We start from the raw sequence: 24062 nt of genomic DNA, 5'->3' as shown, positions 1-24062 counted from the left end.
TGCATGATTGCGACATGTTGAATTTAGAAATGAAAAAAACGTTCCTACATTTATCAACCAAATAGTAAGGTCAGATATCAGCTACACAACCTTAGCAGAAAGACCTGTCTATCTGCTAAGGAAGTTATATTTACTAATACTTAACAAGCAGCAAAAATAAATTGAGTATCTCTCTATTTATAAGCGAGTTACGCTAAATCCCTGATCTTGAAATTGCTTTAACAAACCGTGTTGTTCTGGCAAATGTAGGGCGCCTACGGCGATAAATAGTTTTTCTTTACCGATGCGAGGCGTGAGCTCTCTTACCCAATTATTGTTACGTTCAATCAGCATTACTTGTTCGCTGATCTCACCGTAGTTGCTGTCGTCAAAGCTTTCATTGTAATACTTAGTTAAGGTCGCCATATCACCATTTTTCCATGCATTAACTAAGCTAATAAAGTAGGTTTCAACGTCGGCAAGCTGTTCAAACGTTTCTTCAATCATTTCGTTACTTAACAACGATAGATTATTAAACATCTCCATTTGATATTCGAGAGTTTCTAATTCGCCAACTGGTATATTGTTGGTTTTTGTATAGGCAAGTACTTGCTTATCAATGCCATATTGATCGGAAAAACCAATATTTTGAAATTCGATTTGCAACATAGTAACCATTACGGCCCATGGCGCCATATTGTTAAACATCGCAATATCAATTGATTTGTTGCTGAAGTATTGGTCAAGCTTCTTATAGTTTTGTTCCGAAAGCTCAGTTTGCAGTGTTTTGCCATTTTTTAGCATCATAAAAGGCATTGAGCGGCGCTGCATTTCCATCGGGCTAATTGCACTAACATTGACTTCAACAATTACTTTATCACTGGCATCAAGCGCGTCGGTTACTTTTTTAGGTAGTCCTTTCATGGTGGCATCACCGACATGCACAGTGCCAAACAAATATGATTTAACACCATTTTTTTCTAATTGCCACAACCCAGGTTCACTGTGGCTAGCAAAACTAATACACAGTAAAAGGGATAAAATAAAGTAACTGCTAATACGCTGAGTGAGGTTCATAATTGTCCTTATTGGTTGGGTATATATCCATATTAAACCAATACGCTTAATTGGGTAACGTTAAAATTAATGCTAAGCGAGAGTTTGGTTTGTTTTTTGCGCTGATGGTAAAGTTATTGAGATTACATAAACTGTTCACTATCGCTAGTCCCAAGCCGTGGCGTTGGTTATTCGTTCGTGAGCTATCAAGCTGGTAAAGGGGGGCAAAAATAGCCTCTAGTTGTTGTTCACTTAAAGGCTTAGCTAAAGCGTTACATAGCGTGATTTTGGTGTGATATTCAGTTTGTTCGACCTGTAAGTTGATAGGTTGGGTGCTAAGCCCATAAAACAATGCGTTATCGAGCAAGTTAGATAAAATGGTATGCAGGCAAAATCGATCAGCGGTGATCATCAGCTCAGTTGCAACATTTAGCAGTAAGCGCTGCTTAATATCGGCATGTTTAAACTGCAGTTCATTGCTTAATTGCGTAATAAAGTCACTTAAATTAACGCTTTCTAAATTGAGCTCTACAGCGCTACTACCAGCGCGCTGTAATAGCAGCAAGTTATTGACGATGGTTTTCATACGCTGAGATATAGCCAATATATCGCTGGTATATGTGGCGCTAATACGCTCATCATCAGGGTAGCGCAGTGCCACTTCTGACAAGCTGATCAGCTCAGAAATTGGCGTTTTCAATTCATGGGCGATGTCGCTGGTTAGGCGTTTTTCATTTTGATAGAGCTGTTGATTGGTGGTAATAAATTTATTCAGCTCATTACGAATAGGTTCAATTTCCTCTACCTGAAAGTCACTTTTGATAGTTTGTGAGGCGCCAGTGATATCGAGTAATTTTATTTGTTCATTTAAGTTGTTCAGTGGAAAGAGGCCACGATTAACGATTCGAGTGACTAAATAACGTACTCCAAAAACTGCGATAATGCAGGTCAGAATAAAAACCACATCAATGATCAGCAATACTTTATTTAATGATGAAATAGGGGCTGCGATAGTTAAAACCATGGTCTTAAAATGACCGCTGCCGCGTGCTGCTTCGTCTTCTTGTTGGGCAATGAAGTGGCTGATCATGGCGCGACCCTCTTCACCGTTAGGCAAAGTGTAATCAATAATTTTAAATTCGTTAATGGGGATAGCGAAATTGGGTAAATCAATATTTTGATATAGTTGCAATGAATCTGATTTTTCAAACGTCTGTTGTTCGTGCCATAGCTGATAAAATTCGCTGGCATTAGCCTGCTCATATTCAGACATAAATTCGCCAGCAAAATCAAACTCTAGTTTGCCATTATGATCTTTCACTAAGGTTTTTAAATAATTAGATTTATTAGTTAACGATTGATGAAATTGGTTTTCAACCCAAGAATCAACGCTCAAATCGACAGTTAAAAAAATAGTAACCAGAATAATCGACAGTACGGCACTAATATTATTGACGAGTTTACGCTTGATAGAGTGACGTTTAGTTTTTGGCAACTCAGTTTTGAGAAGCAACATAACCAAATCCACGTTTATTCTTAATTGGTAGTTCGCCGCCTAGTAGTCGTACTTTTTTGCGGATCGCTGAAATATGTGCTTCTAGGGCATTTTTTGACAGCATATCAAATTGGCCGGCCACGGCTTCGCTGATCATCTCAAGGCCTAACACCCGTTCTTTGGCACTAAATAAGCACTCAATGATTTTATATTCGTTGCGAGTAAGGTTTATGGGGTGCTGCTGATAATGCAGTGTTTTTAAGCTCAAATCTAACACGCATTCACCTACACAGAGTGTGTTTTGCTGGTTTTGTAATTGGCCTCGCCGAGACAACGCCAGTACTCTGGCATGTAATTCTTCAAACGAAAACGGTTTCGTTAGATAATCATCAGCACCTTTCATTAAGCCGTTTATTTTGTCTTGTGCTTCAGAGCGAGCGGATAGAATTAATACCCGAGCTTGACTCGAGCTGCTACGCAGTGCTTTGAGAATACTCATGCCATCAACACTTGGTAGCATTAAGTCGAGAATGATTAAATCATAGTCGCCACACAGTGCCATACTTAAACCTTGTGAACCATCACCGGTACCGTCCACGGTAAAACCGAGATTATTAAGGCCTACGTCTAGGCTGCGCCTAAGCGGTTCAGAATCTTCGATTACGAGTATTTTCATGATCTTAACTTAATTAAATAACACGGTTTGCCTTGCTGCTTTAGCAAGGCATCAGTGCGTTAATGATACCAACCATTTTGATAGGCTAAGTTACCTAAATTGGCATGTGCCAGTGCTTTTTTCACCAATTGTGGGTCGTTGCTGGTGGGCACTAATTTATCTTGTGTGTATATATAAGTGGTTGCTGGTTTTTGTGGTTGTAAAATTACGACCTTATTACCTTGACCACTATTACCGGTTATGTAGGCAAAGTTTTTATCGTATTGCATCATTGCGCGTTGTTTGTTATCAGCGATTGGCTGCGCAAGATCGCGACCTATCATCGGATGTTCACCACTGGCTCCAATTAAGGATAATAATGTTGTCGGAATATCAAGTTGGCTGGCAAGCTGATGGTCACGCTTGGCATTGATACCCTTGCCAAAAATAACCGCAGGAATACGAAAGTGCTCAATCGGCACTAAACTTGCGCCCGATACGCGCGAATCATGATCGGCAATTACTATAAAGACGGTATCGTCCCAGTAACTTGATTGCTTTGCTTTTTCGATAAAGGTGCCTAATGCATAATCGGCATATTTTGCCGCATTATTGCGAGTTTGTTTTTGCTTATCGTATAAGGTGATTTTATTATCTGGAAACTCATAAGGGCTGTGATTAGAGCTGGAAAATACCAAGCTAAAAAAAGGTTTACCTTGTTGTTGTAACTTAGTCAGTTCAATATCCGCTTGGTTAAAGAGATCTTCATCAGAGGCGCCCCATGAGCCATTAAAATCAATATTGGCAAAGTCATTACTATCTACAATGTGTTGAAAGCCATTACCCAAAAAGAAGCTTTGCATATTATCAAAGTGACTTTCACCACCGTAAATAAATTGGGTGTGGTAATTTTGTTTACTTAAAAAGTCAGCAATGGTAAAAAAATCACGTTGCGATTTATCAAGCTTTACTACTGCGCGAGAAGGCGTCGGGGTAAAGCCAGTGATAACAGCTTCTATACCACGTACTGAGCGTGTGCCTGTGGCGTATAAATTATCAAACCCCCAACCTTGCTGATAGAGCTTATCTATATTAGGAGTTAAAGGTAAACCGCCTAAAGTACCTACATAGCGAGCACCTAAACTTTCTTGTAAAATGATGACTAGATTTTTGGGTTTCCCTTGATACGCCGCTTGATGAAAGGTTTTGGTTGGAGCGCTGGCATCGTTAAAAACAGCTTGTTCATTTTGCATACTCGCGCGCACTAAGGCTAATAATTCCTCTTCTGGTATTGCACCATAAAAGTCTTGGCTTGATTTTTCGTTACCGAGTTGTTTAATTGCAAAGGCTACGCTATACAATGAGTTAAGGCTAAGATCATTAAGTAAATGATCGGTTGAAAATGCCACCATTGCAGGGTTTAACGGTCGATGACCTAGTGAGTTACGTGCACCTAGAACGGTTAAGCACAGTAGGCTAATCACCAATAAGGAGTGTTTTATGATTGGCAACTGACAGTGGCTACGCCATTGGCTGGTAAAAACTTTTGTAGCCAGTTTAACTCCGACGATCAAGAATAGTAAAGTGGCGAATACTTCTATTTTATACCCTGCAAAAATCATTCGAGAGACTTCTTTTGGGTATATTAAGTATTCAATAAATAAGCGGTTTGGACGTAAGTCATATTCATTAATAAAGGTCGGAGTGATTACTTCAAAGAAGATCAACAGAGCAGCCATTAGCAGTAAATAGTATTTAATAATGCCACGGATAAGGTGCTGTTTAGAGATTAATGTGCTGATAATAATCAACAACAATGCCGGCATTAAAATATAGCTTAAGGTAGCCGTATCAACGCGCAAGCCGCCAATAAAAATATTTAGCCAAGCATGAGAGCTAAATACTCGCTCACCTTGCCATACACTTAAGCTAAAACGAGCCAGGGTTAACATAGTTAGCGATAAGCTAAAAAATGTTAGCAATACCCAGTATGGACCGAGTTTATTGTTTAGTTGCGCAACACTAAATCTATCAGTTATGCCCATAAAATAGCCCACCAAATAAGTGTGCTTATTAGCATCGCTATAAATACACTGGCAGAGGCAATATCTTTAGCCAGCCCAGAGAGTTCATGATGTTCTGTACCAATACGATCAACTACTACTTCAATCGCAGTATTGACTAATTCAGCGAACAGTACAAACAGCAAGCTGGCAATTAAAATAAGTTTATCGCTGGTGGGAATATTCGCCAGCCATGCAAACACTCCAAGTAATAAAAATAGCGCGAGTTCTTGCTGAAATGCAGCTTCAAATCGCGTCATCCATTTTAAGCCATTAAAAGTATGGCGTAAGGTAAATAAAAGGCGTAGTAGTCCTTGACGTTTGAGTACCGTTTTCGAATTATTCATTATTGTTCTTCACTTTGTTATTGATTGTTTTACAGTTACTTACTAAATCTAAAGGTAGTTCATAAGTTTTACTTTTGATGCCTATTAGACTTATTAATGTATGAAAAATATTGTCGTGAGAAGCTGCTTGTTGTTGATCAACACTCTTCAAGCAACTTTCTGTAATGCGTTGATTACCTTTGGCAGCCCATATATACATTGGGACATGTGTTTGGCCACTAGGAGCAAAACTATAGGGAAAGCCATGTAAGTAGGCGCCGTTTTCGCCGAGCGACTCACCGTGATCTGAAATATATACAAAGGTTTTATCAATATTGTCAGGTAAGTTATTCAGTTCGGTTAACATTAATGAGTTTACGTAGTCGCTATACGCTATGGTGTTGTCATAAGTATTAACTAACTGCTCAGTGCTACAGTTTTGTATATCACTGCGGTCGCAGGTTGGTGTAAATTGCTTAAATTGATCTGGGTAGCGTTGAAAGTAAGTGGGTCCATGAGAGCCCATCATATGCAATACAATGACCGTATTGGCTTGGCTTAGATTAGCTAGTTTACGTTTAAGTGGTGCTAGTAACGCTTCGTCATAGCAATGCTGTTGTTCACAAAGTGCATAGTTATCTACCTTGATGGTAATGTTAGTAACGCGATTACAGACATTTTTACAGCCACTGTTATTATCAATCCACAACACATCAGCGCCAGCGCTTTGGGCTATGTCGAGAATGTTTTGCTGGTTATCAGCTTCGTTACGTGAGAACTCAGCTTGGCTTTGTCGTGAGAACATACAAGGAACAGATACTGCTGTTGCGGTTCCACAGGACACTACATTGTTCAGGTACGTTACTTTGAAAGGTCGAGTGAAGCGGTTGGTGTCGCGTGTATAACCTTGGTAAGCAAAATTTTCAGCACGTGCTGTTTCACCGACTACGATAACGGTTACTTGCGTGTGTTGTGATGCACTTAATACTGGCGTTGGGTCTAAAATTTGAAATGGTTCGTCAGAGACCAGCCATTGATCGCGAATATATTTATAGCCACTGCTTAAGTATTGAAATGGAATTAACTCTTTTTTTAATAATTGATTATTACGTCCGGTGGCGGCGTAGTCAGCATAAAAGCTCAACACAATTACGGCGATTAGAGCAAAGCAGCTAAGTACGAGTTTACTGCGACTTACCAGCTCTTTGGTTAGCGGACTAAAACGAATATTGGTTTTAATTAAAACCAATAGCGGCACTAAGGCAAATAAACAAAAGAACATGATAAATTGCAAGTTCAGATAGCTTGCCGCTTCATGACCGTCAGTTTCAAAGGTGTTTTGAATCATCGAATAGTCAAATACCACTCCATAATTTAAAGTGCCGTAAAGAGCGGCACATGAGCTTAACAATAATATGTAATTAATTGGTTTGAGTAGCCAGCGGCTAGATAATAATGAAAAGAAAATAATTAGTAAGCAAAGTAACAGTAACGGTACTGAGAGTAAAAATAACCATGAAAAAGAGGGCAGTGTGGTGATTGCGTTGAATGCACCATGCATAAAAGGAATATTGATTATTAAGCAGTAATAACATGCCAATGAAATAATAAAAGTATTGGCGCTACAGGTAATGTAGAAGCGCTTTTTAAAACCTGAACTGAAAAATTGGCCTACCAACATAAATTGAGAACTCAATAATAATAATTTAATACCTGCATAGTAGAGTCCAAGACTTAAGAAACACTTAAGGATAGCTAGTCATTTCCTGAATTAGATGATTTAAAAGGAATGATTTATTGTGATTTCGTCAAAAATTAATCAAACCAGTAATTGGTTATAACAAGGTATGAAATATCAATAGTTCCATATATGAGGTAAATTAATCTACATAGGCTTTCATATTGAATTTTTATGCCTTTAAAGTCAGGTGGTGAGCGGTTTTTTAGATTGATTTTAAGGTTGACTTAGCTCTCCCATCGCGGTACTAATATAAAAAGACAGCGGGGAAGTTAATATTCCTTCGTAAACTAACAAATTTTGGTATTTATTACATGCTTACAAACGCACTAAACCTAGTCCTAATTAACGTCGTGGTGATTATTATTACCGCGGGGGCTACTTAGTGCTTTAAAAATACGTAAAGCATTATAAAAGCCCCCGCACTTAACCAGTCGGGGGGCTTTTTAGTTTCAGGGTTTAGCAATAGTTAAGTATAGATATGTCACTGAGGAATGAGGATTATTTAATGACAGGCGCAGAGTTAACAATTGATTTATTAGCCAAACACGGCGTAAAAGAAGTATTTGGTTACCCTGGTGGGGCAATCATGCCAATTTACGATGCGCTGTATGGTGCGCCGGTTAAACATTATCTCACTCGTCATGAGCAAGGTGCAGGTTTTGCTGCGGTTGGTTTTGCTCGTAGCACGGGTAAACTTGGGGTGTGTTTTGCGACTTCAGGCCCTGGGGCTACTAACTTAATCACCGCGCTTGCTGATGCGATGATGGATTCAGTGCCATTACTTGCGATCACAGGCCAAGTACCAACTGCTGCCATTGGCTCTGATGCGTTTCAAGAGATTGATGTATTAGGTATGTCATTATCCTGCACTAAGCACAGTTATATGGTTGAACGTCCTGAAGATTTAGCCGAAATACTGCAAGAAGCCATGCATTTAGCGCAATCAGGTCGTCCAGGCCCTGTGTTAGTAGATATACCAAAAGATATTCAAATGGCGCAAGTGCCTTTTCATCCTTGGCTTGCGGCTGATGATTACTTACCGGTGTTAGATTTAAAGCAAGTGGCTATTGCTAACCAACTATTAAGCGAAGCCAAGCGGCCTGTTGCCTATGTTGGCGGCGGTGTACAGGCGGCTGATGCGCAAGTACAGCTAATGCAATTTTTAGAAAAAACCCAAATGCCTGCGGTTTCAACGCTAAAAGCATTGGGCAGTGTATTACCTGATTACGAATATAACTTAGGTATGTTGGGCATGCATGGCGGCCAAGCTGCAAATTTAGCGGTACAAGAGTGTGATGTCCTCGTATGTATCGGTGCGCGCTTTGATGATCGTGTAACAGGTAATTTAGGCAAGTTTGCGGCTAAAGCAAAAGTGATCCATTTAGATATAGATGCTGCTGAAATTGGTAAGCGTAAACCAGCTAAAGCATCGTTAGTTGCTGATTTAAAAACCTCATTGCCGCAATTAGAGTGCTTTGTAACTGAACAAGCATGGCGTGATCATGCCAAAGAGATGATGATTGAACATGCATGGCGCTATGACTATCCGGGCGAAAAAGTATATGCCCCGTATTTATTAAGCCAACTAAGCCAGCGGATGCCAAGTACAGGCGTTGTGTGTTGTGATGTAGGCCAGCACCAAATGTGGGTGGCACAACATATGAAGTTTAGTCATCCAAGCAACCACTTAAGTAGTGGTGGTGCAGGCACTATGGGCTTTGGTTTACCTGCGGCCATTGGTGCGCAAGTAGCTCGACCAAATGATTTTGTGATCACTGTTTCTGGTGATGGTTCAATCATGATGAACATTCAAGAGTTAGCCACTATTCGTCGTAACAATTTACCGGTAAAAATATTAATTTTAGATAACCAACGTTTAGGTATGGTTCGTCAATGGCAAGAGTTATTTTTTGAAGGGCGTTATTCTGAAACTGATTTATCAGATAACCCTGATTTTGTGCAATTGGCTGCCGTATTTGGTATCGCTGGGCAAACGATCACCCACGCTAACCAAGTTGATGATGCAATTACAGCATTAGTGAATAGTAAAGGTCCTTATATAGTACATGCCTGTATCGACGATAAAGAAAATGTTTGGCCGCTAGTACCGCCAGGTGCCGCGAATGACGAAATGATGACGGAGAGTGGAAAATGAAACACAGTTTAACAGTCGCTTTAAAAAATCAAAGTATCGCCGTTGAGCGCTTTTTGCGTGTAGTTCGTCATCGTGGTTTTGATTTAACCCATTTTCAATTGAATATGGATGATGGTCATTACCATGTGGCTATGACGGTCGACAGTGATAAGCCAATTCACTTATTAACCACGCAGCTCAATAAGCTGGTGGACGTTAAGCAAGTAACACTAGAAAATTTACAACAGCAAGCAATGTAGTTTGCTGTAAAAACTAAATCAACAGGGCTATTGGGTCTTTTCCCCTTAGCAATAAAAATTTAAGAATGAGGATGTCAGTTACATATTATAAGTAACTGCAAACACTGAGGTAACTATGGCTAAATTAAGAAGTGCAACAACAACTGAAGGTCGAAAGCGCGCAGGTGCTCGTGCATTATGGCGTGCAACAGGAATGACAGATAGCGATTTTGGCAAACCGATTATTGCGGTTGTAAACTCATTCACGCAATTTGTACCGGGTCATGTGCACCTTAACCAACTCAGTGAGCTTATGGCAGAAACCATTACTCAAGCGGGTGGTGTGCCAAAAGAATTTAATACTATCGCCATTGATGATGGTATTGCCATGGGCCACGGCGGTATGTTGTATTCATTACCATCGCGCGACTTAATTGCTGACTCAGTTGAATACATGGTAAATGGTCACTGCGCCGATGCAATGATATGTATTTCTAACTGCGACAAAATCACCCCAGGAATGATGCTGGCGGCACTTCGTTTAGATATTCCAGTAATCTTTGTATCTGGTGGCCCAATGGAAGCAGGTAAAACTAAGCTTGCCAATATTGATATCAAACTAGATTTAGTTGATGCCATGGTAAAAGGTGCTGATGAATCAGTAAGTGATGCTGACTCAGAGCAAGTAGAGCGCTCAGCATGTCCTACCTGTGGCTCGTGTTCGGGCATGTTTACCGCCAACTCAATGAACTGTTTATTAGAAGCAATTGGCCTCGCACTACCTGGTAACGGCACTACACTTGCGACTCATAAAGATCGTAAACAACTGTATGTCGAAGCCGGTGCACGAATTGTTGATTTATGCCGTGAGTATTACCAAAAAGATAATAAAGAAGTCTTGCCGCGTGCTATCGCTAATAAAACCGCGTTTATGAATGCCATGGTGGTTGATATTGCTATGGGTGGCTCGTCAAATACCGTATTGCATTTACTTGCAGCTGCGCAAGAAGCCGGTGTTGATTTTGATATGTCGCACATTGATGCGTTATCTCGTAAAACACCTTTCTTATGTAAAGTAGCGCCTGCAACCGCGCAATACCATATTGAAGATGTTCATCGTGCTGGTGGCATGATGGCAATAATTCGCGAGCTTGGCAAAGCTGGCTTAGTGGATCTGTCGGTAAATCATGTTGCTGGCATGACTATGGCAGAGCTAGTTAAAAAATGGGATGCCACTGATCCAAACAACGAAGCAGCGCAAAAGTTTTACCGAGCGGGACCTGCGGGCATTCGTACCACCAAAGCAATGAGCCAAGAATGTCGTTGGGATGAAGGCGATAATGACCGTGAACATGGTTGTATCCGTAGCGTTGAACATGCGTTTCGCCAAGATGGCGGCCTGGCGGTACTATCTGGTAATTTAGCTGTTGATGGTTGTATTGTGAAAAGCGCGGGTGTGGTTGATGAAATGCTACACTTTGAAGGCACCGCCGTGGTGTATGAATCACAAGACGATTCAGTTGAAGGCATTTTAAATGACGAAGTAAAAGCCGGTGACGTAGTCGTTATTCGCTACGAAGGACCGAAAGGCGGACCTGGCATGCAGGAAATGCTTTACCCAACCAGTTACTTAAAATCAAAAGGTTTGGCTGAGCAGTGCGCACTTATAACCGATGGTCGCTTCTCGGGCGGTACGTCAGGTTTATCAATTGGCCACGTTTCACCAGAAGCGGCCAGTGGCGGTGCCATTGCTTACGTTGAAAACGGCGATAAAATTATTATCGATATCGCTACCCGCGAAATCACGTTAGCGTTAACAGATGAAGAACTTGAAGCGCGTAAGCAAAAGCAACTTGCTCGTGGTAAACAAGCGTACAAACCACTCGATCGTGAACGTTATGTATCATCTGCGCTAAAAGCGTATGCGCTACTTGCAACCAGTGCTGATAAAGGCGCGGTGCGTGATTTAGCCAAACTGGAGGAGCTTAGTTAATTATGGTTTCTCAAGAGCTCGATTATTTTCGCGCTATTATCCAGGCTAATATGGAACCACTGGCAAAAGTTACTGAGGTTAGCGAAATGGCTGAACTCAGTGCTCGTCTTGGTAATCAAGTATGGCTAAAGCGCGAAGATCAGCAGCCAGTTTATTCGTTTAAACTGCGTGGTGCATACAACAAACTGGCTAAACTGCCAGCCGGTTCAGTGGTGATCACCGCCTCAGCTGGTAATCATGCTCAAGGGGTGGCGCTCAGTGCATCACACTTAGGGCATCAAGCAACGATTGTAATGCCAGTGACGACCCCTGAAATCAAAGTCAATGCGGTACGTGCGCTTGGTGGCGAAGTGGTTTTACATGGCCATCATTTTGATGCTGCCAAAGCTTATGCACTGGAACTTACTGAGCAGCGCGACGGCATATTTGTTCCTCCATTTGATGATCCTGATGTGATTGTAGGGCAAGGCACGGTTGCACGTGAATTAATGCAGCAGCTTAATCAACTTGATGCGGTATTTATTCCAGTTGGTGGTGGTGGCTTACTTGCTGGTATGGCCGTGTATATAAAGTCATTGCGCCCAGATATAAAAGTAATCGGTGTAGAAGCTGATGAAAGTGCCTGTTTACAAGCGGCACTTGCAGCAGGCAAACCCGTCGAGCTTGAACGGGTTGGCAGTTTTGCCGATGGTGTTGCGGTAAAAATTATTGGTACCGAAACCTTTCGTTTGGCGCAAAAGTTTTGTGATGAAGTAGTCACTGTAACCGGTGATGAAATATGTGCGGCGATGCAAGATATTTTTGTTTCAACCCGTGCGATTGCTGAGCCATCAGGTGCGCTGGCAACGGCTGGGCTGAAAAAAATGGTGTCAGCAAACAGGCCAAAAAGGGCTGCATTTAGCAGCTGTGTTATCTGGCGCAAACTTAAACTTTGACCGCTTACGTTATGTGGCTGAGCGTACTGCGCTGGGAGAGAAAAACGAAGCGTTGTTAGCAGTAACCATCAATGAAGAAAAAGGCAGCTTTAAACAGTTTTGCGCCTCATTAGGTGGTCGCGCTATTACTGAATTTAACTACCGTTACGCAGGCCCTGGTGAAGCGCAAATATTTGTTGGTGTTGCACTGCGCCAAGGTCAGCAAGAGTTAGATGAGCTCACAGCTGATTTAACCACCAATGGCTATCAATTTTGTGATTTATCAGATAACGAACTGGCTAAATTACATGTTCGTTATATGGTTGGTGGTAAAGCACCTGAGCAGATGCATGAGCGGTTATTACGCTTTGAATTTCCTGAATATCCAGGCGCACTGGCGCGCTTTTTAGATACTTTAGGCAGCAATTGGAATATTACTTTGTTTCATTATCGGAATCATGGTGGTTCGATGGGCAATGTATTAGCAGGGTTTGCGATTGAGCCTAGTCAGTATGAGGTATTCAACGAGCATTTAAATCGCTTAGGTTACAGTGTGCAAGATGAAACACTGAATCCGTGTTTTACCCAATTTTTAACTACTCAACGTCCCATCGATAGGGTGAAAGCGGTTAATAATTAAAGATATATACCCAAACCACTTCAAGATACGAATTCTGTATCTTGAAGTGGTTTTAGTATAAGCAAGCACCTCAATTGAGGTGTTTTTTTGTCTATTTGCAAACTTAAAGTCTTGGGTTAATTGAATATCTTATCTATAGTTATAGCAATATTAGCTAACTTATTAGATCACGATTTGTCATTTAAAGGACTGAAATTTCAGCTTTATGCCACTTTGCTTATACTCAGCGGGCAAAGTTTTGCGTCAGCGGATGTGACTTTACAACTAAAGTGGACGCATCAATTTCAATTTTCTGGTTACTATATGGCTCAGCAACAAGGCTTTTACAAAGCGGCAGGGCTAAACGTCACTATTTTACCGGCAGATCCTGATAACCCAGATACCTTCACTAAAGTGTTGGCGGGCCAAGCTCACTTCGGGGTCGGGCACTCAGGTATTTTACAGCAACGGATCGCAGGTAAACCCTTGGTGGCAATGGCTGCTATTTTACAATTTTCTCCTTATTGTTGGATGGTAAAAAAAGCTCCGATATTTTTCATCCTCGGGATTTTGTCAATAAGCGTCTTAGCAGTATCAGCCGCAAAGAAAATGCCGAATTATTGGTAATGCTCGAACGCAGTGGTATCCAAACGAATAATTTACCTTCTTATGAAAGTGGTAACAGCAGTGCGGATTGGTTAGCTGGGAGTATTGATGCGATGCAAGTGTACGTGACTAATGAGCCGTATATTATGCGTGAGCAAGGCATTGACTATAGACTTATTTGCCCGCAGAAGTATGGAATTAATGTGTATAGCGATATTCTTTACACCACAGAGAATATGCTCGAACAACATCCGCAAACAGTTGAAGCATTTTATCAGGCCAGCTTAAAGGGCTGGCGCTATGCAATGATGCATATGGATGAAACAATTGCATTAACTCAACACCAATACGCACCCAATAAAAGTTTTTCTCAGCTTGCCTATGAAGCTGAAGTATTGAGTGATTATATTTTACCACCGGGCACTAATTTAGGATCTATGTCGATAGCGAAATGGCGGTTGATTGCTGACCTATACGGGATTGAGCAAGACGAATTTAATCAGGCGCAAGATGGCTTTATTTACCAGTATGTTGAACCTGAACAAATTAAAATGTCGTGGATGCTTATTGCGGCAATTATAATTAGTTTGTTATCTATACCACTTTATTTACGCTTGATGTTCAGAAAAAGCGTATAATGCATAAATGAAATGACCATCGCTAAAATCACATGATCCTTGCTGAGCAGTTTACAGCCCTAGATAACTTATTACATAGTACTCGCCATTATTGGCAATGCACTGCATTCGATTTTGATCAGCTGCCATGGCCTGAATTAGAACAACCATTAACGCTGTTGAGCGATCAACAAGTTGCCGATCTCGATAGCAATCAAGATGCCTTGTATCAATTTTTTAGCCCGTATATTCCCGTAGTCAATAACTTAGCTACATTGTGTTACTTACCTCAAGCCTCTACTACGCGTAGCGAATATCCGTTTTGGATCAGCAATGGTATTAAAGGGCGCAAGTTTGCGCAGCTGCAAGATTTTGTTTGTGCGCTTGGCCAAGAATCACAATTACCTGTATTAGAATGGTGTGCGGGTAAAGGCCATTTAGGACGTATGCTGGCATTTAACCGTGCGCCGAGTGTGCACAGCATCGAATTGCAACAACATTTATGTGAGCAAGGCCAGCAAAGTGCTCAGCTACAAGGGTTAGCCATGCACTTTAGTCAAGCCGATGTGCTCAAAGATGATGTAACTGGGTATTTTCAACAAGCACAACATGCAGTGGCGCTGCATGCCTGCGGGGCATTACATCAGGCGTTTATGAGTAACGCGGCTAGCGCGCAAACGCAAAAAATCAGTCTATCGCCGTGTTGCTATCACTTACTCACCCCGAATGATTATCAAGCTATGAGCGATGCCGGTAAGCGTAGCCAACTGCAGTTAACGCATCGTGATTTAAAATTAGCACTACAAGAAACGGTGACAGCGCCTTCTCGGGTAGATAAAGTTCGTAAAACTGAAGTGCAATGGCGATTGGGTTTTGATGCTTTGCGCAAAAGCCTCACCAGCGAACAAAACTACGTGAGTGTCCCCTCAGTTAATAAAGCTATTTTTTCAGATTCATTTAAAGCTTTTTGTGCATGGGCAGCAGATAAAAAGGCACTAGATATACCGCAAGGCATTGATTATGAATGCTTTTTAAGGAAAGGCAAAATGCGCAAAAAAGTCACTGAACGCATCGAACTGGTCCGTCATGTGTTTAGAAGAGCAATTGAGGTTTGGCTTGTGCTCGATCGTGCTTTATATTTGCAACAACAAGGTTACCAAGTCAGTGTGCAGACGTTTTGCGAAAAACAATTAACGCCACGTAATATCCTGATCCAAGCTACCGCCAAAGACAGAAAAGAGATGAAATGAGAAAGTTAAAAAACTTATTTGAAAATAATAAACGCTGGGCTGAACGAACGTGTAAAGATGATCCGGAATTTTTTAAAATCCTATCCATGCAACAAAACCCCGAGTATCTGTGGATTGGTTGTTCTGACTCTCGTGTACCTGCTAATGAAATTGTAGATCTAATGCCAGGTGAACTATTTGTTCATCGTAATGTAGCGAATGTAGTGGTGCATACCGATCATAACTGTTTGTCAGTGATGCAGTACGCTGTCGAAGTGTTGAAAGTAAAGCATATTATGGTTGTTGGCCACTATGGTTGTGGTGGGGTTCAGGCTGTACTTAACGATGCTAAATTTGGTTTAATTGATAACTGGCTTCGTCACGTCGGTGATGTAAAAGAGAAATACACCTCAAAGATTAATGCACTCGCTGAGAAAGACCGCCTCAATAGCCTGATTGAATTGAACGTGATAGAGCAAGTACGCAATGTATGCCGTACTAATATAGTCCAAGAAGCATGGCAACGTGGTCAGGAGTTGACTATTCATGGATGGGTTTATGGTCTTGCAAATGGTCACTTACACGACTTAGAGTCAGTAGTAACTTGTGCCGATGAAGTTGATGTTAACTATAAAAGTTCAGGGCTTAAAGTATTTGAACGTTACGTAGTAGAATAAGTACGTAACCTAAGCACTGCGCCCTATCTGGGCGGCGGCTACCTTCAATAATTGTAATCTTAGTTTTAAAGGCTAAGTCGATGTGCTTTTTTCATTTGGCTTTTTTATATGGTGAAAACACCCTCTATACTTTCGGTGTTTTTCGCTTGCGATATTGCAGTGGTGTTTCAAAAGTAGAATTATGAAAGGCATGACAAAAGTGAGCATGATCATAATAGCCACATTGTAAGGCTATATCTGTTATCGGTGTTTGGCTGTCAGCAAGTAGCGTGCGTGCGGCTTTTAGTCGGTAAAATTGCTGTAATTGAGTTGGACTAACCCTGGCTTCTTTTTTAAGCGACGCTCAAGAGTACGTCGTGTCAGGCCAAGTTGTTTGCCTATACAGCTAGTGGAATTATTGAGTTGAATAAGCTGCTTGATCACTTTAATGGTATTGCTTTTTACGAGTTGATTGTTGATTGCTTGGCTGAGTAACCACTGCTCGAGTAAATACAGTTGGCTGGTTAGTGGACTGCTTTGCATTTGTTCAACACATGCTATTAAACTGTGATACCAGCTTGGGGTAAAATCTTCACCGAGTAGATAATTTTCTTCAGCTAACTCGTGTAGCGTTATACCTAATAAGTGATAAGCACCAGTAGGCGCAAAACGAATACTGACTAAATAATCCTGATTGCTGAAAGTTGTTGCCTGCGTTTGACGATTAAATGCGAAGGTAATAACGGGTGTCGCATTGCTAAAATCAATTGTTAGGCTTGCGCCTGCATCAGGGTAGAGCTTTTCTGTAAAGAACCGTGTTGTTTGTGTGGTTGTTGAACCTATTTTCCAATAACACTGCACCCAATCAGTTAAGCGTTGATCGGGTGCGAATTTTTGAAAGCTCAAATGGGGCAATGGATCATTTACTAATAAAATGGCCATGGTGTTAACCTGACTTATATCGTCGCAATGGCAATTTCTTCTTCGCGTAAAGTCAGTACTTCATAGCCGTCAGCGGTGACGACAATAGTGTGCTCCCACTGCGCAGAAAGCTTTTTATCACGAGTAACCACAGTCCAGCCATCCGGTTTAGTTTTTACTTTTGCCGCCCCTTGGTTGATCATCGGCTCAATGGTAAAGGTCATGCCTTCTTTAAGTTCAACGCCGGTATTGCGTTTACCATAATGTAAAACTTGCGGCTCTTCGTGCATTTGCTCACCAATACCATGTCCGCAGTATTCACGTACAACGCTATAGCCATTAGTATGGGCAAAATTAGCGATAGCGTTGCCAATATCGCCTAACCTCACTCCTGGTTTTACGAGCTTGATGCCTTGCCACATTGCTTGATAAGTTTTTTCGACTAAGCGCTTGGTCAACGGTGACACCTCACCAAGCATATACATTTTACTTGAATCGGCAATAAAGCCATTTTTCTCAAGGGTAATATCTAAATTGACGATATCGCCTGATTTTAATGCGCGTTTAGAGTCTGGAAAACCATGGCAGACTACTTCATTTACTGAGCTGTTTAACACATAAGGATAATCGTATTGGCCTTTGCTGGCAGGACGTGCAGCAAGTTCATCAACAATATAGCGCTCTACTAAATCATTGATCTCCATGGTGGTGATGCCGATTTTGACCTGTTGATCTAAATAGGCAAACACCTTTGCCAGTAGGCGACCAGACTCACGCATTAGCTCTATTTGTGCGGGAGTTTTAATAATTATTTCACTCATGCAAAGATTCTCCAGCTGTTACATCGGCTTGTGCAAGTTGCTGTTTGATTATTTCGGCGTAGGTCATGGTTGGATTAAGCTCAGCTAGCATGCCTATCTTTATCCAGTATTCAGATTGAGAGTTTATAGATCGTACCATAGTGGTACTGGCTTTGCGGATCTCTTCGTGCAGTTGATCGCTGATTTTTACGATACCCATAACAGTGCCTATATATAAAACGTATACGTATCGTATATAAGTGTTCGCGTGTATGCAAGGCGTAAAACAAATCAGGCAGCCGAAGCTGCCTGAAGTAATAACTAAAACGGTATTATTCGGGTTGCTCGCTTTGCTTATTACTACTGAGTTGTTGCTCAAGTAGTGCAACTTTCGCTTCTAATGCAACGAGCTTCTCGCGGGTGCGAATTAGTACTTGGCTTTGTACATCAAATTCTTCACGGCTGACAAAGTCCATCTCAGCAAGCTTATTTTGAATAGCTTGTTTGGTTTTCGCTTCAAACGTATCGGCAAGGTTTTTAACGCCTTGCGGCATGTTACTGGAAATCTGTTTGGCAATTTCTTCAAGTTTTGCTGGGTTGATCATGTCTGTCCCTTACTGTCGCGTAAATGATAATGGCTAATGTTACCTTATTGGCTAGGCGTATTGTAGTGATTACGTTAAAATTGCCCGTCTTTAATGCAATCTCTTTGGTCGATATGAAACTCAATCCTAAACAAGATGAAGCGGTAAAATATATTAGTGGTCCATGCCTAGTGCTGGCGGGGGCGGGATCAGGAAAAACTCGTGTAATTACTAATAAAATCGCTTACTTAGTACAAAAATGTGAGTATCAAGCACGTAATATTGCCGCGGTGACCTTTACTAATAAAGCGGCGAAAGAGATGCGCGAGCGAGTTTTTCAAACGTTAGGTAAAAAAGAGTCAAAAGGCTTGTGGGTATCTACCTTTCATACCTTAGGCCTTGAAATCATTAAAAAAGAACTAACAACGCTGGGTTTTAAACCTGGCTTTTCATTATTTGATGATCAAGATACTGGGCAATTAATTGCTGACTTAACTGAAGAAGAGCTAAAAAAAGACAAAGATTTACTCAATCTATTAAAAATGCAAATAGGCAGCTGGAAGAACGAGCTTATTTTACCAGAGCAAGCGATTCGCGAAGCGCGAGAGCCACAAAAAGCGCTATTTGCGCAATTGTATGCGCGTTATCAAACCCAGTTACGCGCCTATAATGCTTTGGATTTTGATGACTTGATCATGATCCCCACCTTATTACTGATCAATAATGCAACCTCGCGTGAGCGTTGGCAACAACGTTTCCGTTACCTGCTGGTGGATGAATATCAAGATACCAATACCAGTCAATATCAATTAGTTAAGTTGCTTGTGGGTGAGCGTGCGCGTTTTACCGTGGTAGGTGATGACGACCAATCAATCTATTCATGGCGCGGTGCTCGACCACAAAACTTAGTGTTATTAAGCAAAGACTTTCCAGGTTTACGGCTCATTAAGCTTGAGCAAAACTATCGCAGTGTGAAGCGTATTTTAAAAGCTGCTAATATCTTGATTGCCAATAACCCTCATGAATTTGATAAAAAACTGTTTAGTGAGTTAGAAAATGGCGAGCCGATCAAAGTGATTGGCTGTCGTGATGAAGAGCATGAATCAGAGCGGGTCGTCGCTGAGATCATCTCGCATAAATTTATGAAACGCACCAGTTATAAAGATTATGCTATTTTATACCGTGGTAATCACCAAGCGCGTGGCTTTGAAAAGTCGTTAATGAGTAACCGAATACCTTACAAGATCAGTGGTGGAATGTCGTTTTTCTCACGCTCTGAGATCAAAGATATAATGGCGTACTTGCGCTTATTGGTGAATCAAGATGACGACAATGCGTTTCTACGTATTGTGAATACTCCGCGCCGTGAAATAGGCACAGTTACGCTGGAAAAGTTGGGTACCCTAGCCAATGAAAAACATGCCAGTTTATTTGCCACCTGTTTTGATAATGACTTAGGTTATCGCTTAAAAGGTCGCGGTTTAAACTCGTTAGCGGGATTTGCACGTTGGGTGGTTGAGCTGTCAGATAATGCGGTACGTGGTGATACCCTTGAAGCGGTAAAAGATTTAGTCAGACAAATAAATTACGAAGCTTATTTATACGAGTCATCACCGAGTGCGAAAGTTGCAGAAATGCGCATGAAGAATGTTTCTGAGTTGTACCGTTGGATCACCGATATGCTCACAGGTGATGCGGATAATCCGCCGTTGACGCTTGCTGAAGTGGTGAGTAAGTTAACGTTGCGTGACATGTTAGAACGTAACGAAGAAGAAGATGAAGCCGATGCAGTGCAATTACTAACGCTGCATGCCTCTAAGGGCTTGGAGTATCCTTACGTATTTATGGTAGGCATGGAAGAGGGGTTATTACCGCATCAAGTAAGTATTGATGAAGAAAACGTTGATGAGGAACGTCGCTTAGCTTATGTGGGGATCACTCGTGCTCAGCAAGAGCTGACCATGACCTATGCGAAAATTCGTCGTCAATTTGGCGAAACATCACAAACAGAGTTGAGCCGCTTTATACAAGAGCTACCGCAAGATGATTTAGCATTTGAAAATAAAAAAGCGCCAAATACGCAAGCCGAACGAATGGAAAAGGGCCAAGCCAGAGTTGCTAATTTACGTGCTATGCTGAAAAAGCCTGAGTAGTTCATCTGAGCTGCGGATAATAAACTGGTTATCCGCGACGCATATCGTTAATTTAAAATTTGCTCGTTCGAAGAGTCAGCTGGGAGTGTTGCTGTAGAACTAATTGCATGCTGCCTACCAATAAATAGTGATAAACCATGAGTGTCTAGTAAGGCTCTATAATTTAATATTGAAGGGCCTTTCGCGATTACTTTTATTTGTTTTATCTTAGTTATTGCTAGTACACCTTGTAGTTGTAAATCAAAGCTTTGTTGTTGTAACACTCGTTTACTAAAGGTAGAGCTAAGTAATAAATAATCGAAATTAATATCGCATAGTAAATTAAGTTCGCAGCGATCTTTAGCAAAATCATTTAAGCCAATCGAATAGCCTTGTTTACTCAATACTTTTAAATTACTAATTTGTACCGCTGAGGCGTAACGGATCTCTTGTTCATTAAACAATAAACAAATTTGTTTCGTTATGTTGTGGTTTTGCATTGTTTGGCATAACGCCTGGAATTCAATTTTTTCCAGTAATAAGCCCGAGCAAGGGAATAACACCATCTGCAGTTGTGCCGTTTGGATTTGTTGACACGCTTTAGTTAATAACTGTAATTCCACTTCCAGCTGTTGTGCTTTATCAGCGGCAAACTTCTTTAATATTTCAAAACTAGTGCTACCAAGTACTGGGTGTTCACCAAATGCTTCAAGTAGCGACTCTGACTGATGCTGTTCATCAAGTGTAATAATTTCAGAGCAGCGAAAATGCATTGGTAAAGAGTCTAAGTGATGACTGGTTTCTAACTCATACGGGCTGGTGCCGGCACTAAGCAGTGGATGGTAAAACTCGAACCGGCTGCGACCGGCATTTTTTGCATAATACATGGCAGCATCAGCATCACGAATAATTTCATCCGTATGCTTGTAGTTTGTTTTCGAATAGGTAATACCGACACTGGCACCACTTTGTACACATATACCTTTCATGCAAAATGGTTTTTTCATTAGTTCAATTAATCGCTTAGCAACATCTTCGGCTTGTTGACGATCAGTTAAATGAGTTAATAAAATAACAAACTCATCGCCGCCTAAACGCGCAAGTAAATCGTGCTCCCTAATACATTGTGAGAAAGACTCACTGACGCTAATTAAAAACTGATCACCAGCTTGGTGACCAAGTTGATCGTTAATATCCTTAAACTTGTCTAAATCAATAAACAGCACAGCAAACTGTTGTTCAGGGTAACGTTGATAATGCTGTAGAGTTTTTTCTAATTGGGTTAAAAATAAACTGCGATTAGGCAAGCCAGTAAGTGGATCGTGGTGGGCATCATGATACAGCTGTTGCTCTATTTTTTTACGCTCTTCAATTTGCATTTGTAAATGCATATTGGTTTGGCGGATCTCTTTGGTTTTTTCAGCAACCCGAAACTCTAATTGTTGATGACTTTGTTTTAAGGCTTGAGCAGCCAAATGTGCTTGTAATACAGTCGCTATCTGATGTGATACAAAGGTAATTAATTCAAAGTCGTCTTGATTGAAAATATGCTTATGGTTGTAGGCTTGGCAAGTTATTAAGCCAATTACACCTTGCGCAGTTTTTAATGGTGCACCTAACCAGCTGGTTGCTGAGTTTGAGTCAGAGACTTGTCCAAGTCGCTCGACTTCGCCTGACTTGAGTAGTTTTTGTGCTCTAGTACAATCAATAAGCTGAGTTTGTTCGGTACGTAATACTAATTCGCTATAACCTTTGGCGAAAGGACGCGGTTGGGTGTTATCTCTATATTCATCCACACAGTACGGAAAGTTTAACCAACCTGTTTCGCGATCATATAATGCAATGTATAAGTTTTCAGCGTAAGTTATTGATTTTATTATTTCATGTACTTGTTGATATACTTCATTGATATGCTTTGTTTGCGTCGCTAACTCTGAAATTTTAAACAAAATATGCTGGCGTTCGAGGGTTTTTTTATGTTGTTCTACTTCGAGGTTAAGCGCTTCATTGCTCTGTGTTAATGCACGAGTTCTTATTTTTACTTCAGACTCTAATAGTTCGCGTTTTTTTACTCGTTCGATAGCTGTTGATAAATAGAGCGACATTACTTCTAATAGCTCGATTTGTTGTTCAGAGTAGCTTTGTTGTTTATCGTAACTTTGTGCGACTAGCACTCCAATAATACTTTGCTCTCGGTATACTAGGACGCCTACCCAATGTTCTGCTGGTGTGCCAAGTAACTTAAATAACCCCTTGTTGGCAGCAGCCTGCATTTCATCACCTTGGAAGTAGGTGGTTTTACCTTGCTTAAACACATACCCAGTGACACCTTGGATAAAATTATTATCTTGATTAAGTGGCACAGATATACCATCTTTTTCATCAGCAAAGTAAGATAGTTCAAGGGTGTTACTAAATTGATTTAACAGCACCACGTAAAAACTTTTACTTGGCATATAATCTTGCAAAATATCATGAATCGCAGGGTAAAGTAGCGTTAATTCGGCAACAGAACTAGCTTGCTCTGATAATTGGATCAGGGCATTTTGTAAGTGGTGGGATTGCTTATACTTTTGGACTAGAGCTTTTAAACGATTATTTTTATGCTCCAGCTTATGTAGTAAAGCTGTTATATCTTCCAGTGACATTAAACCGATTTTTATTATTGTATATTTATTGGTCTTATATTTTCACTTTTTTGCTGAATCGTCAAGCGGACAATAGTATTAGAAAATGATAATAATAAATAGTGATAAAGGTAGGTTAATATTTATTTTTATAATAAAAAAGGCTGAAAAAATCAGCCCTTTATAAAAAAAAGTACAGAATTAAGTATTATTTTTTGCTCATGAAATCAATAGCTGCGCTTATTTCATCATCTGAGCAGTCCATGCATGTACCGCGTGGTGGCATTGCGTTAAAGCCATTAATTGCATGGTTTAATAGAGTGTCTGCGCCTTTAGCTAAGCGTGGAGCCCAGTCATCTGCTGATTTTGGTGCACCAAGTGCGCCAGTACCATGACATGCAAAGCACGCCGCTTGGTAAACTTGTTCACCGGTACGAGGACCTGTTGGCACTTCAGCAACTGCTGCTTTATCGCCTTCAAAGTAAACGGCACCTATAGGCGCGATACGTTTTTTGATCGCATCTTCAGTCATAGAGTTATCATATGGCTGTGCGTATGCGGTGGTTGCTAGCAATAATAATGCTGCTGATAGTTTTTTCATTTTGCCTTGCTCACTTCGATTTGAACGTGATCAATCACGATAGATGACGGAATTTAGAACGATTATAACGCTAAG

The 24062-nt window shown here is 40.9% G+C and carries 18 protein-coding genes and 3 pseudogenes; 8 read left to right on the top strand and 13 right to left on the bottom strand.

Annotated features, from left to right (window positions below; translation table 11 throughout):
• Nucleotides 1-177: 177 nt before the first annotated feature.
• From P4S61_RS06510 to P4S61_RS06485, 6 genes are read right to left on the bottom strand one after another with little or no spacing between them, the layout of a single operon-like run.
• A complete protein-coding gene (locus tag P4S61_RS06510) occupies nt 178-1056 on the bottom strand; it encodes a TraB/GumN family protein (RefSeq protein ID WP_145238356.1) in 879 nt (292 codons plus the stop codon).
• A 46-nt stretch (nt 1057-1102) separates the two neighbouring features.
• Nucleotides 1103-2551, bottom strand: coding sequence for a sensor histidine kinase (locus tag P4S61_RS06505; RefSeq protein WP_337117977.1), 1449 nt, complete (start codon nt 2549-2551; stop codon nt 1103-1105).
• Entirely contained in the window at nt 2532-3206 is a 675-nt protein-coding gene (locus P4S61_RS06500) for a response regulator transcription factor (RefSeq protein ID WP_337117976.1), read from the bottom strand. The genes P4S61_RS06505 and P4S61_RS06500 overlap by 20 nt, the downstream gene beginning before the upstream one ends.
• 59 nt (nt 3207-3265) lie before the next feature.
• Complete coding sequence (locus P4S61_RS06495; RefSeq protein WP_337117975.1) at nt 3266-5230, bottom strand: LTA synthase family protein; 1965 nt, start codon at nt 5228-5230, stop codon at nt 3266-3268.
• Nucleotides 5221-5595, bottom strand: coding sequence for a diacylglycerol kinase (locus P4S61_RS06490; RefSeq protein ID WP_145238368.1), 375 nt, complete (start codon nt 5593-5595; stop codon nt 5221-5223). The genes P4S61_RS06495 and P4S61_RS06490 overlap by 10 nt, the downstream gene beginning before the upstream one ends.
• Nucleotides 5588-7255, bottom strand: coding sequence for a phosphoethanolamine transferase (locus P4S61_RS06485; RefSeq protein WP_337117974.1), 1668 nt, complete (start codon nt 7253-7255; stop codon nt 5588-5590). The genes P4S61_RS06490 and P4S61_RS06485 overlap by 8 nt, the downstream gene beginning before the upstream one ends.
• A gap of 565 nt (nt 7256-7820) precedes the next feature.
• Between P4S61_RS06485 and ilvG the strand changes: the two genes are divergently transcribed.
• The 7 genes and pseudogenes from ilvG (at nt 7821) to can (ending at nt 16343) form a co-directional block, all read left to right on the top strand.
• Nucleotides 7821-9470, top strand: a complete 1650-nt coding sequence (ilvG, locus tag P4S61_RS06480) for an acetolactate synthase 2 catalytic subunit (protein WP_182819917.1) — start codon at nt 7821-7823, stop codon at nt 9468-9470.
• Nucleotides 9467-9709: an acetolactate synthase 2 small subunit gene (ilvM, locus tag P4S61_RS06475; RefSeq protein ID WP_145238377.1), complete on the top strand. Its 243-nt coding sequence runs from the start codon at nt 9467-9469 to the stop codon at nt 9707-9709. Before ilvG ends, ilvM begins: the two co-directional genes overlap by 4 nt.
• 115 nt (nt 9710-9824) lie before the next feature.
• Complete coding sequence (gene ilvD / locus P4S61_RS06470; RefSeq protein ID WP_145238380.1) at nt 9825-11681, top strand: dihydroxy-acid dehydratase; 1857 nt, start codon at nt 9825-9827, stop codon at nt 11679-11681.
• A gap of 2 nt (nt 11682-11683) precedes the next feature.
• Nucleotides 11684-13235 (top strand): annotated as a pseudogene (gene ilvA, locus P4S61_RS06465) (threonine ammonia-lyase, biosynthetic).
• 174 nt (nt 13236-13409) lie between these two features.
• Nucleotides 13410-14458, top strand: a pseudogene (locus P4S61_RS06460) (ABC transporter substrate-binding protein).
• Between the two features lie 32 nt (nt 14459-14490).
• Entirely contained in the window at nt 14491-15687 is a 1197-nt protein-coding gene (locus tag P4S61_RS06455; protein ID WP_337117973.1) for a methyltransferase, read from the top strand.
• A complete protein-coding gene (can, locus tag P4S61_RS06450) occupies nt 15684-16343 on the top strand; it encodes a carbonate dehydratase (RefSeq protein ID WP_182731681.1) in 660 nt (219 codons plus the stop codon). The genes P4S61_RS06455 and can overlap by 4 nt, the downstream gene beginning before the upstream one ends.
• A gap of 124 nt (nt 16344-16467) precedes the next feature.
• Here the strand turns inward: can and P4S61_RS22900 are convergent.
• The 5 genes and pseudogenes from P4S61_RS22900 to ubiK form a co-directional block, all read right to left on the bottom strand.
• Nucleotides 16468-16620: pseudogene (locus P4S61_RS22900) on the bottom strand (helix-turn-helix domain-containing protein); the annotation flags it as partial.
• 5 nt (nt 16621-16625) lie between these two features.
• Complete coding sequence (locus P4S61_RS06445; RefSeq protein WP_337117972.1) at nt 16626-17264, bottom strand: DUF6597 domain-containing transcriptional factor; 639 nt, start codon at nt 17262-17264, stop codon at nt 16626-16628.
• Between the two features lie 14 nt (nt 17265-17278).
• Nucleotides 17279-18064, bottom strand: a complete 786-nt coding sequence (map, locus tag P4S61_RS06440) for a type I methionyl aminopeptidase (RefSeq protein ID WP_145238400.1) — start codon at nt 18062-18064, stop codon at nt 17279-17281.
• On the bottom strand, nt 18057-18263 hold the full coding sequence (locus P4S61_RS06435; protein ID WP_149982600.1) for a ParD-like family protein: 207 nt from the start codon (nt 18261-18263) through the stop codon (nt 18057-18059). The genes map and P4S61_RS06435 overlap by 8 nt, the downstream gene beginning before the upstream one ends.
• Nucleotides 18264-18375: 112 nt before the next feature.
• The gene (ubiK, locus tag P4S61_RS06430) at nt 18376-18648 is read right to left on the bottom strand and encodes a ubiquinone biosynthesis accessory factor UbiK (RefSeq protein WP_145238407.1); all 273 of its coding nucleotides are present in this window, start codon (nt 18646-18648) and stop codon (nt 18376-18378) included.
• Between the two features lie 113 nt (nt 18649-18761).
• On the opposite strand from ubiK, the gene rep reads away from it, so the two are divergent.
• Nucleotides 18762-20780: a DNA helicase Rep gene (rep, locus tag P4S61_RS06425; RefSeq protein WP_337118888.1), complete on the top strand. Its 2019-nt coding sequence runs from the start codon at nt 18762-18764 to the stop codon at nt 20778-20780.
• A 47-nt stretch (nt 20781-20827) separates the two neighbouring features.
• Here the strand turns inward: rep and P4S61_RS06420 are convergent, their stop codons facing one another.
• Nucleotides 20828-23401, bottom strand: a complete 2574-nt coding sequence (locus P4S61_RS06420) for a diguanylate cyclase domain-containing protein (protein WP_442961586.1) — start codon at nt 23399-23401, stop codon at nt 20828-20830.
• Between the two features lie 193 nt (nt 23402-23594).
• The gene (locus P4S61_RS06415) at nt 23595-23987 is read right to left on the bottom strand and encodes a c-type cytochrome (protein ID WP_145238413.1); all 393 of its coding nucleotides are present in this window, start codon (nt 23985-23987) and stop codon (nt 23595-23597) included.
• Between the last annotated feature and the right edge of the window lie 75 nt (nt 23988-24062).

The organism is Pseudoalteromonas sp. B160 (assembly GCF_037162485.1).
Taxonomy (GTDB): Bacteria; Pseudomonadota; Gammaproteobacteria; order Enterobacterales; family Alteromonadaceae; genus Pseudoalteromonas; species Pseudoalteromonas rhizosphaerae.
The sequence above is the reverse complement of the archived record's forward strand: the minus strand, read 5'-3'. Positions and strand labels throughout refer to the sequence as shown.

Coding starts and splice junctions, on each gene's coding strand:
- P4S61_RS06510 (WP_145238356.1), bottom strand. CDS start 1,056: ATGAACCTCACTCAGCGTATTAGCAGTTACTTTATTTTATCCCTTTTA.
- P4S61_RS06505 (WP_337117977.1), bottom strand. CDS start 2,551: ATGTTGCTTCTCAAAACTGAGTTGCCAAAAACTAAACGTCACTCTATC.
- P4S61_RS06500 (WP_337117976.1), bottom strand. CDS start 3,206: ATGAAAATACTCGTAATCGAAGATTCTGAACCGCTTAGGCGCAGCCTA.
- P4S61_RS06495 (WP_337117975.1), bottom strand. CDS start 5,230: ATGGGCATAACTGATAGATTTAGTGTTGCGCAACTAAACAATAAACTC.
- P4S61_RS06490 (WP_145238368.1), bottom strand. CDS start 5,595: ATGAATAATTCGAAAACGGTACTCAAACGTCAAGGACTACTACGCCTT.
- P4S61_RS06485 (WP_337117974.1), bottom strand. CDS start 7,255: ATGTTGGTAGGCCAATTTTTCAGTTCAGGTTTTAAAAAGCGCTTCTAC.
- ilvG (WP_182819917.1), top strand. CDS start 7,821: ATGACAGGCGCAGAGTTAACAATTGATTTATTAGCCAAACACGGCGTA.
- ilvM (WP_145238377.1), top strand. CDS start 9,467: ATGAAACACAGTTTAACAGTCGCTTTAAAAAATCAAAGTATCGCCGTT.
- ilvD (WP_145238380.1), top strand. CDS start 9,825: ATGGCTAAATTAAGAAGTGCAACAACAACTGAAGGTCGAAAGCGCGCA.
- P4S61_RS06455 (WP_337117973.1), top strand. CDS start 14,491: ATGATCCTTGCTGAGCAGTTTACAGCCCTAGATAACTTATTACATAGT.
- can (WP_182731681.1), top strand. CDS start 15,684: ATGAGAAAGTTAAAAAACTTATTTGAAAATAATAAACGCTGGGCTGAA.
- P4S61_RS06445 (WP_337117972.1), bottom strand. CDS start 17,264: ATGGCCATTTTATTAGTAAATGATCCATTGCCCCATTTGAGCTTTCAA.
- map (WP_145238400.1), bottom strand. CDS start 18,064: ATGAGTGAAATAATTATTAAAACTCCCGCACAAATAGAGCTAATGCGT.
- P4S61_RS06435 (WP_149982600.1), bottom strand. CDS start 18,263: ATGGGTATCGTAAAAATCAGCGATCAACTGCACGAAGAGATCCGCAAA.
- ubiK (WP_145238407.1), bottom strand. CDS start 18,648: ATGATCAACCCAGCAAAACTTGAAGAAATTGCCAAACAGATTTCCAGT.
- rep (WP_337118888.1), top strand. CDS start 18,762: ATGAAACTCAATCCTAAACAAGATGAAGCGGTAAAATATATTAGTGGT.
- P4S61_RS06415 (WP_145238413.1), bottom strand. CDS start 23,987: ATGAAAAAACTATCAGCAGCATTATTATTGCTAGCAACCACCGCATAC.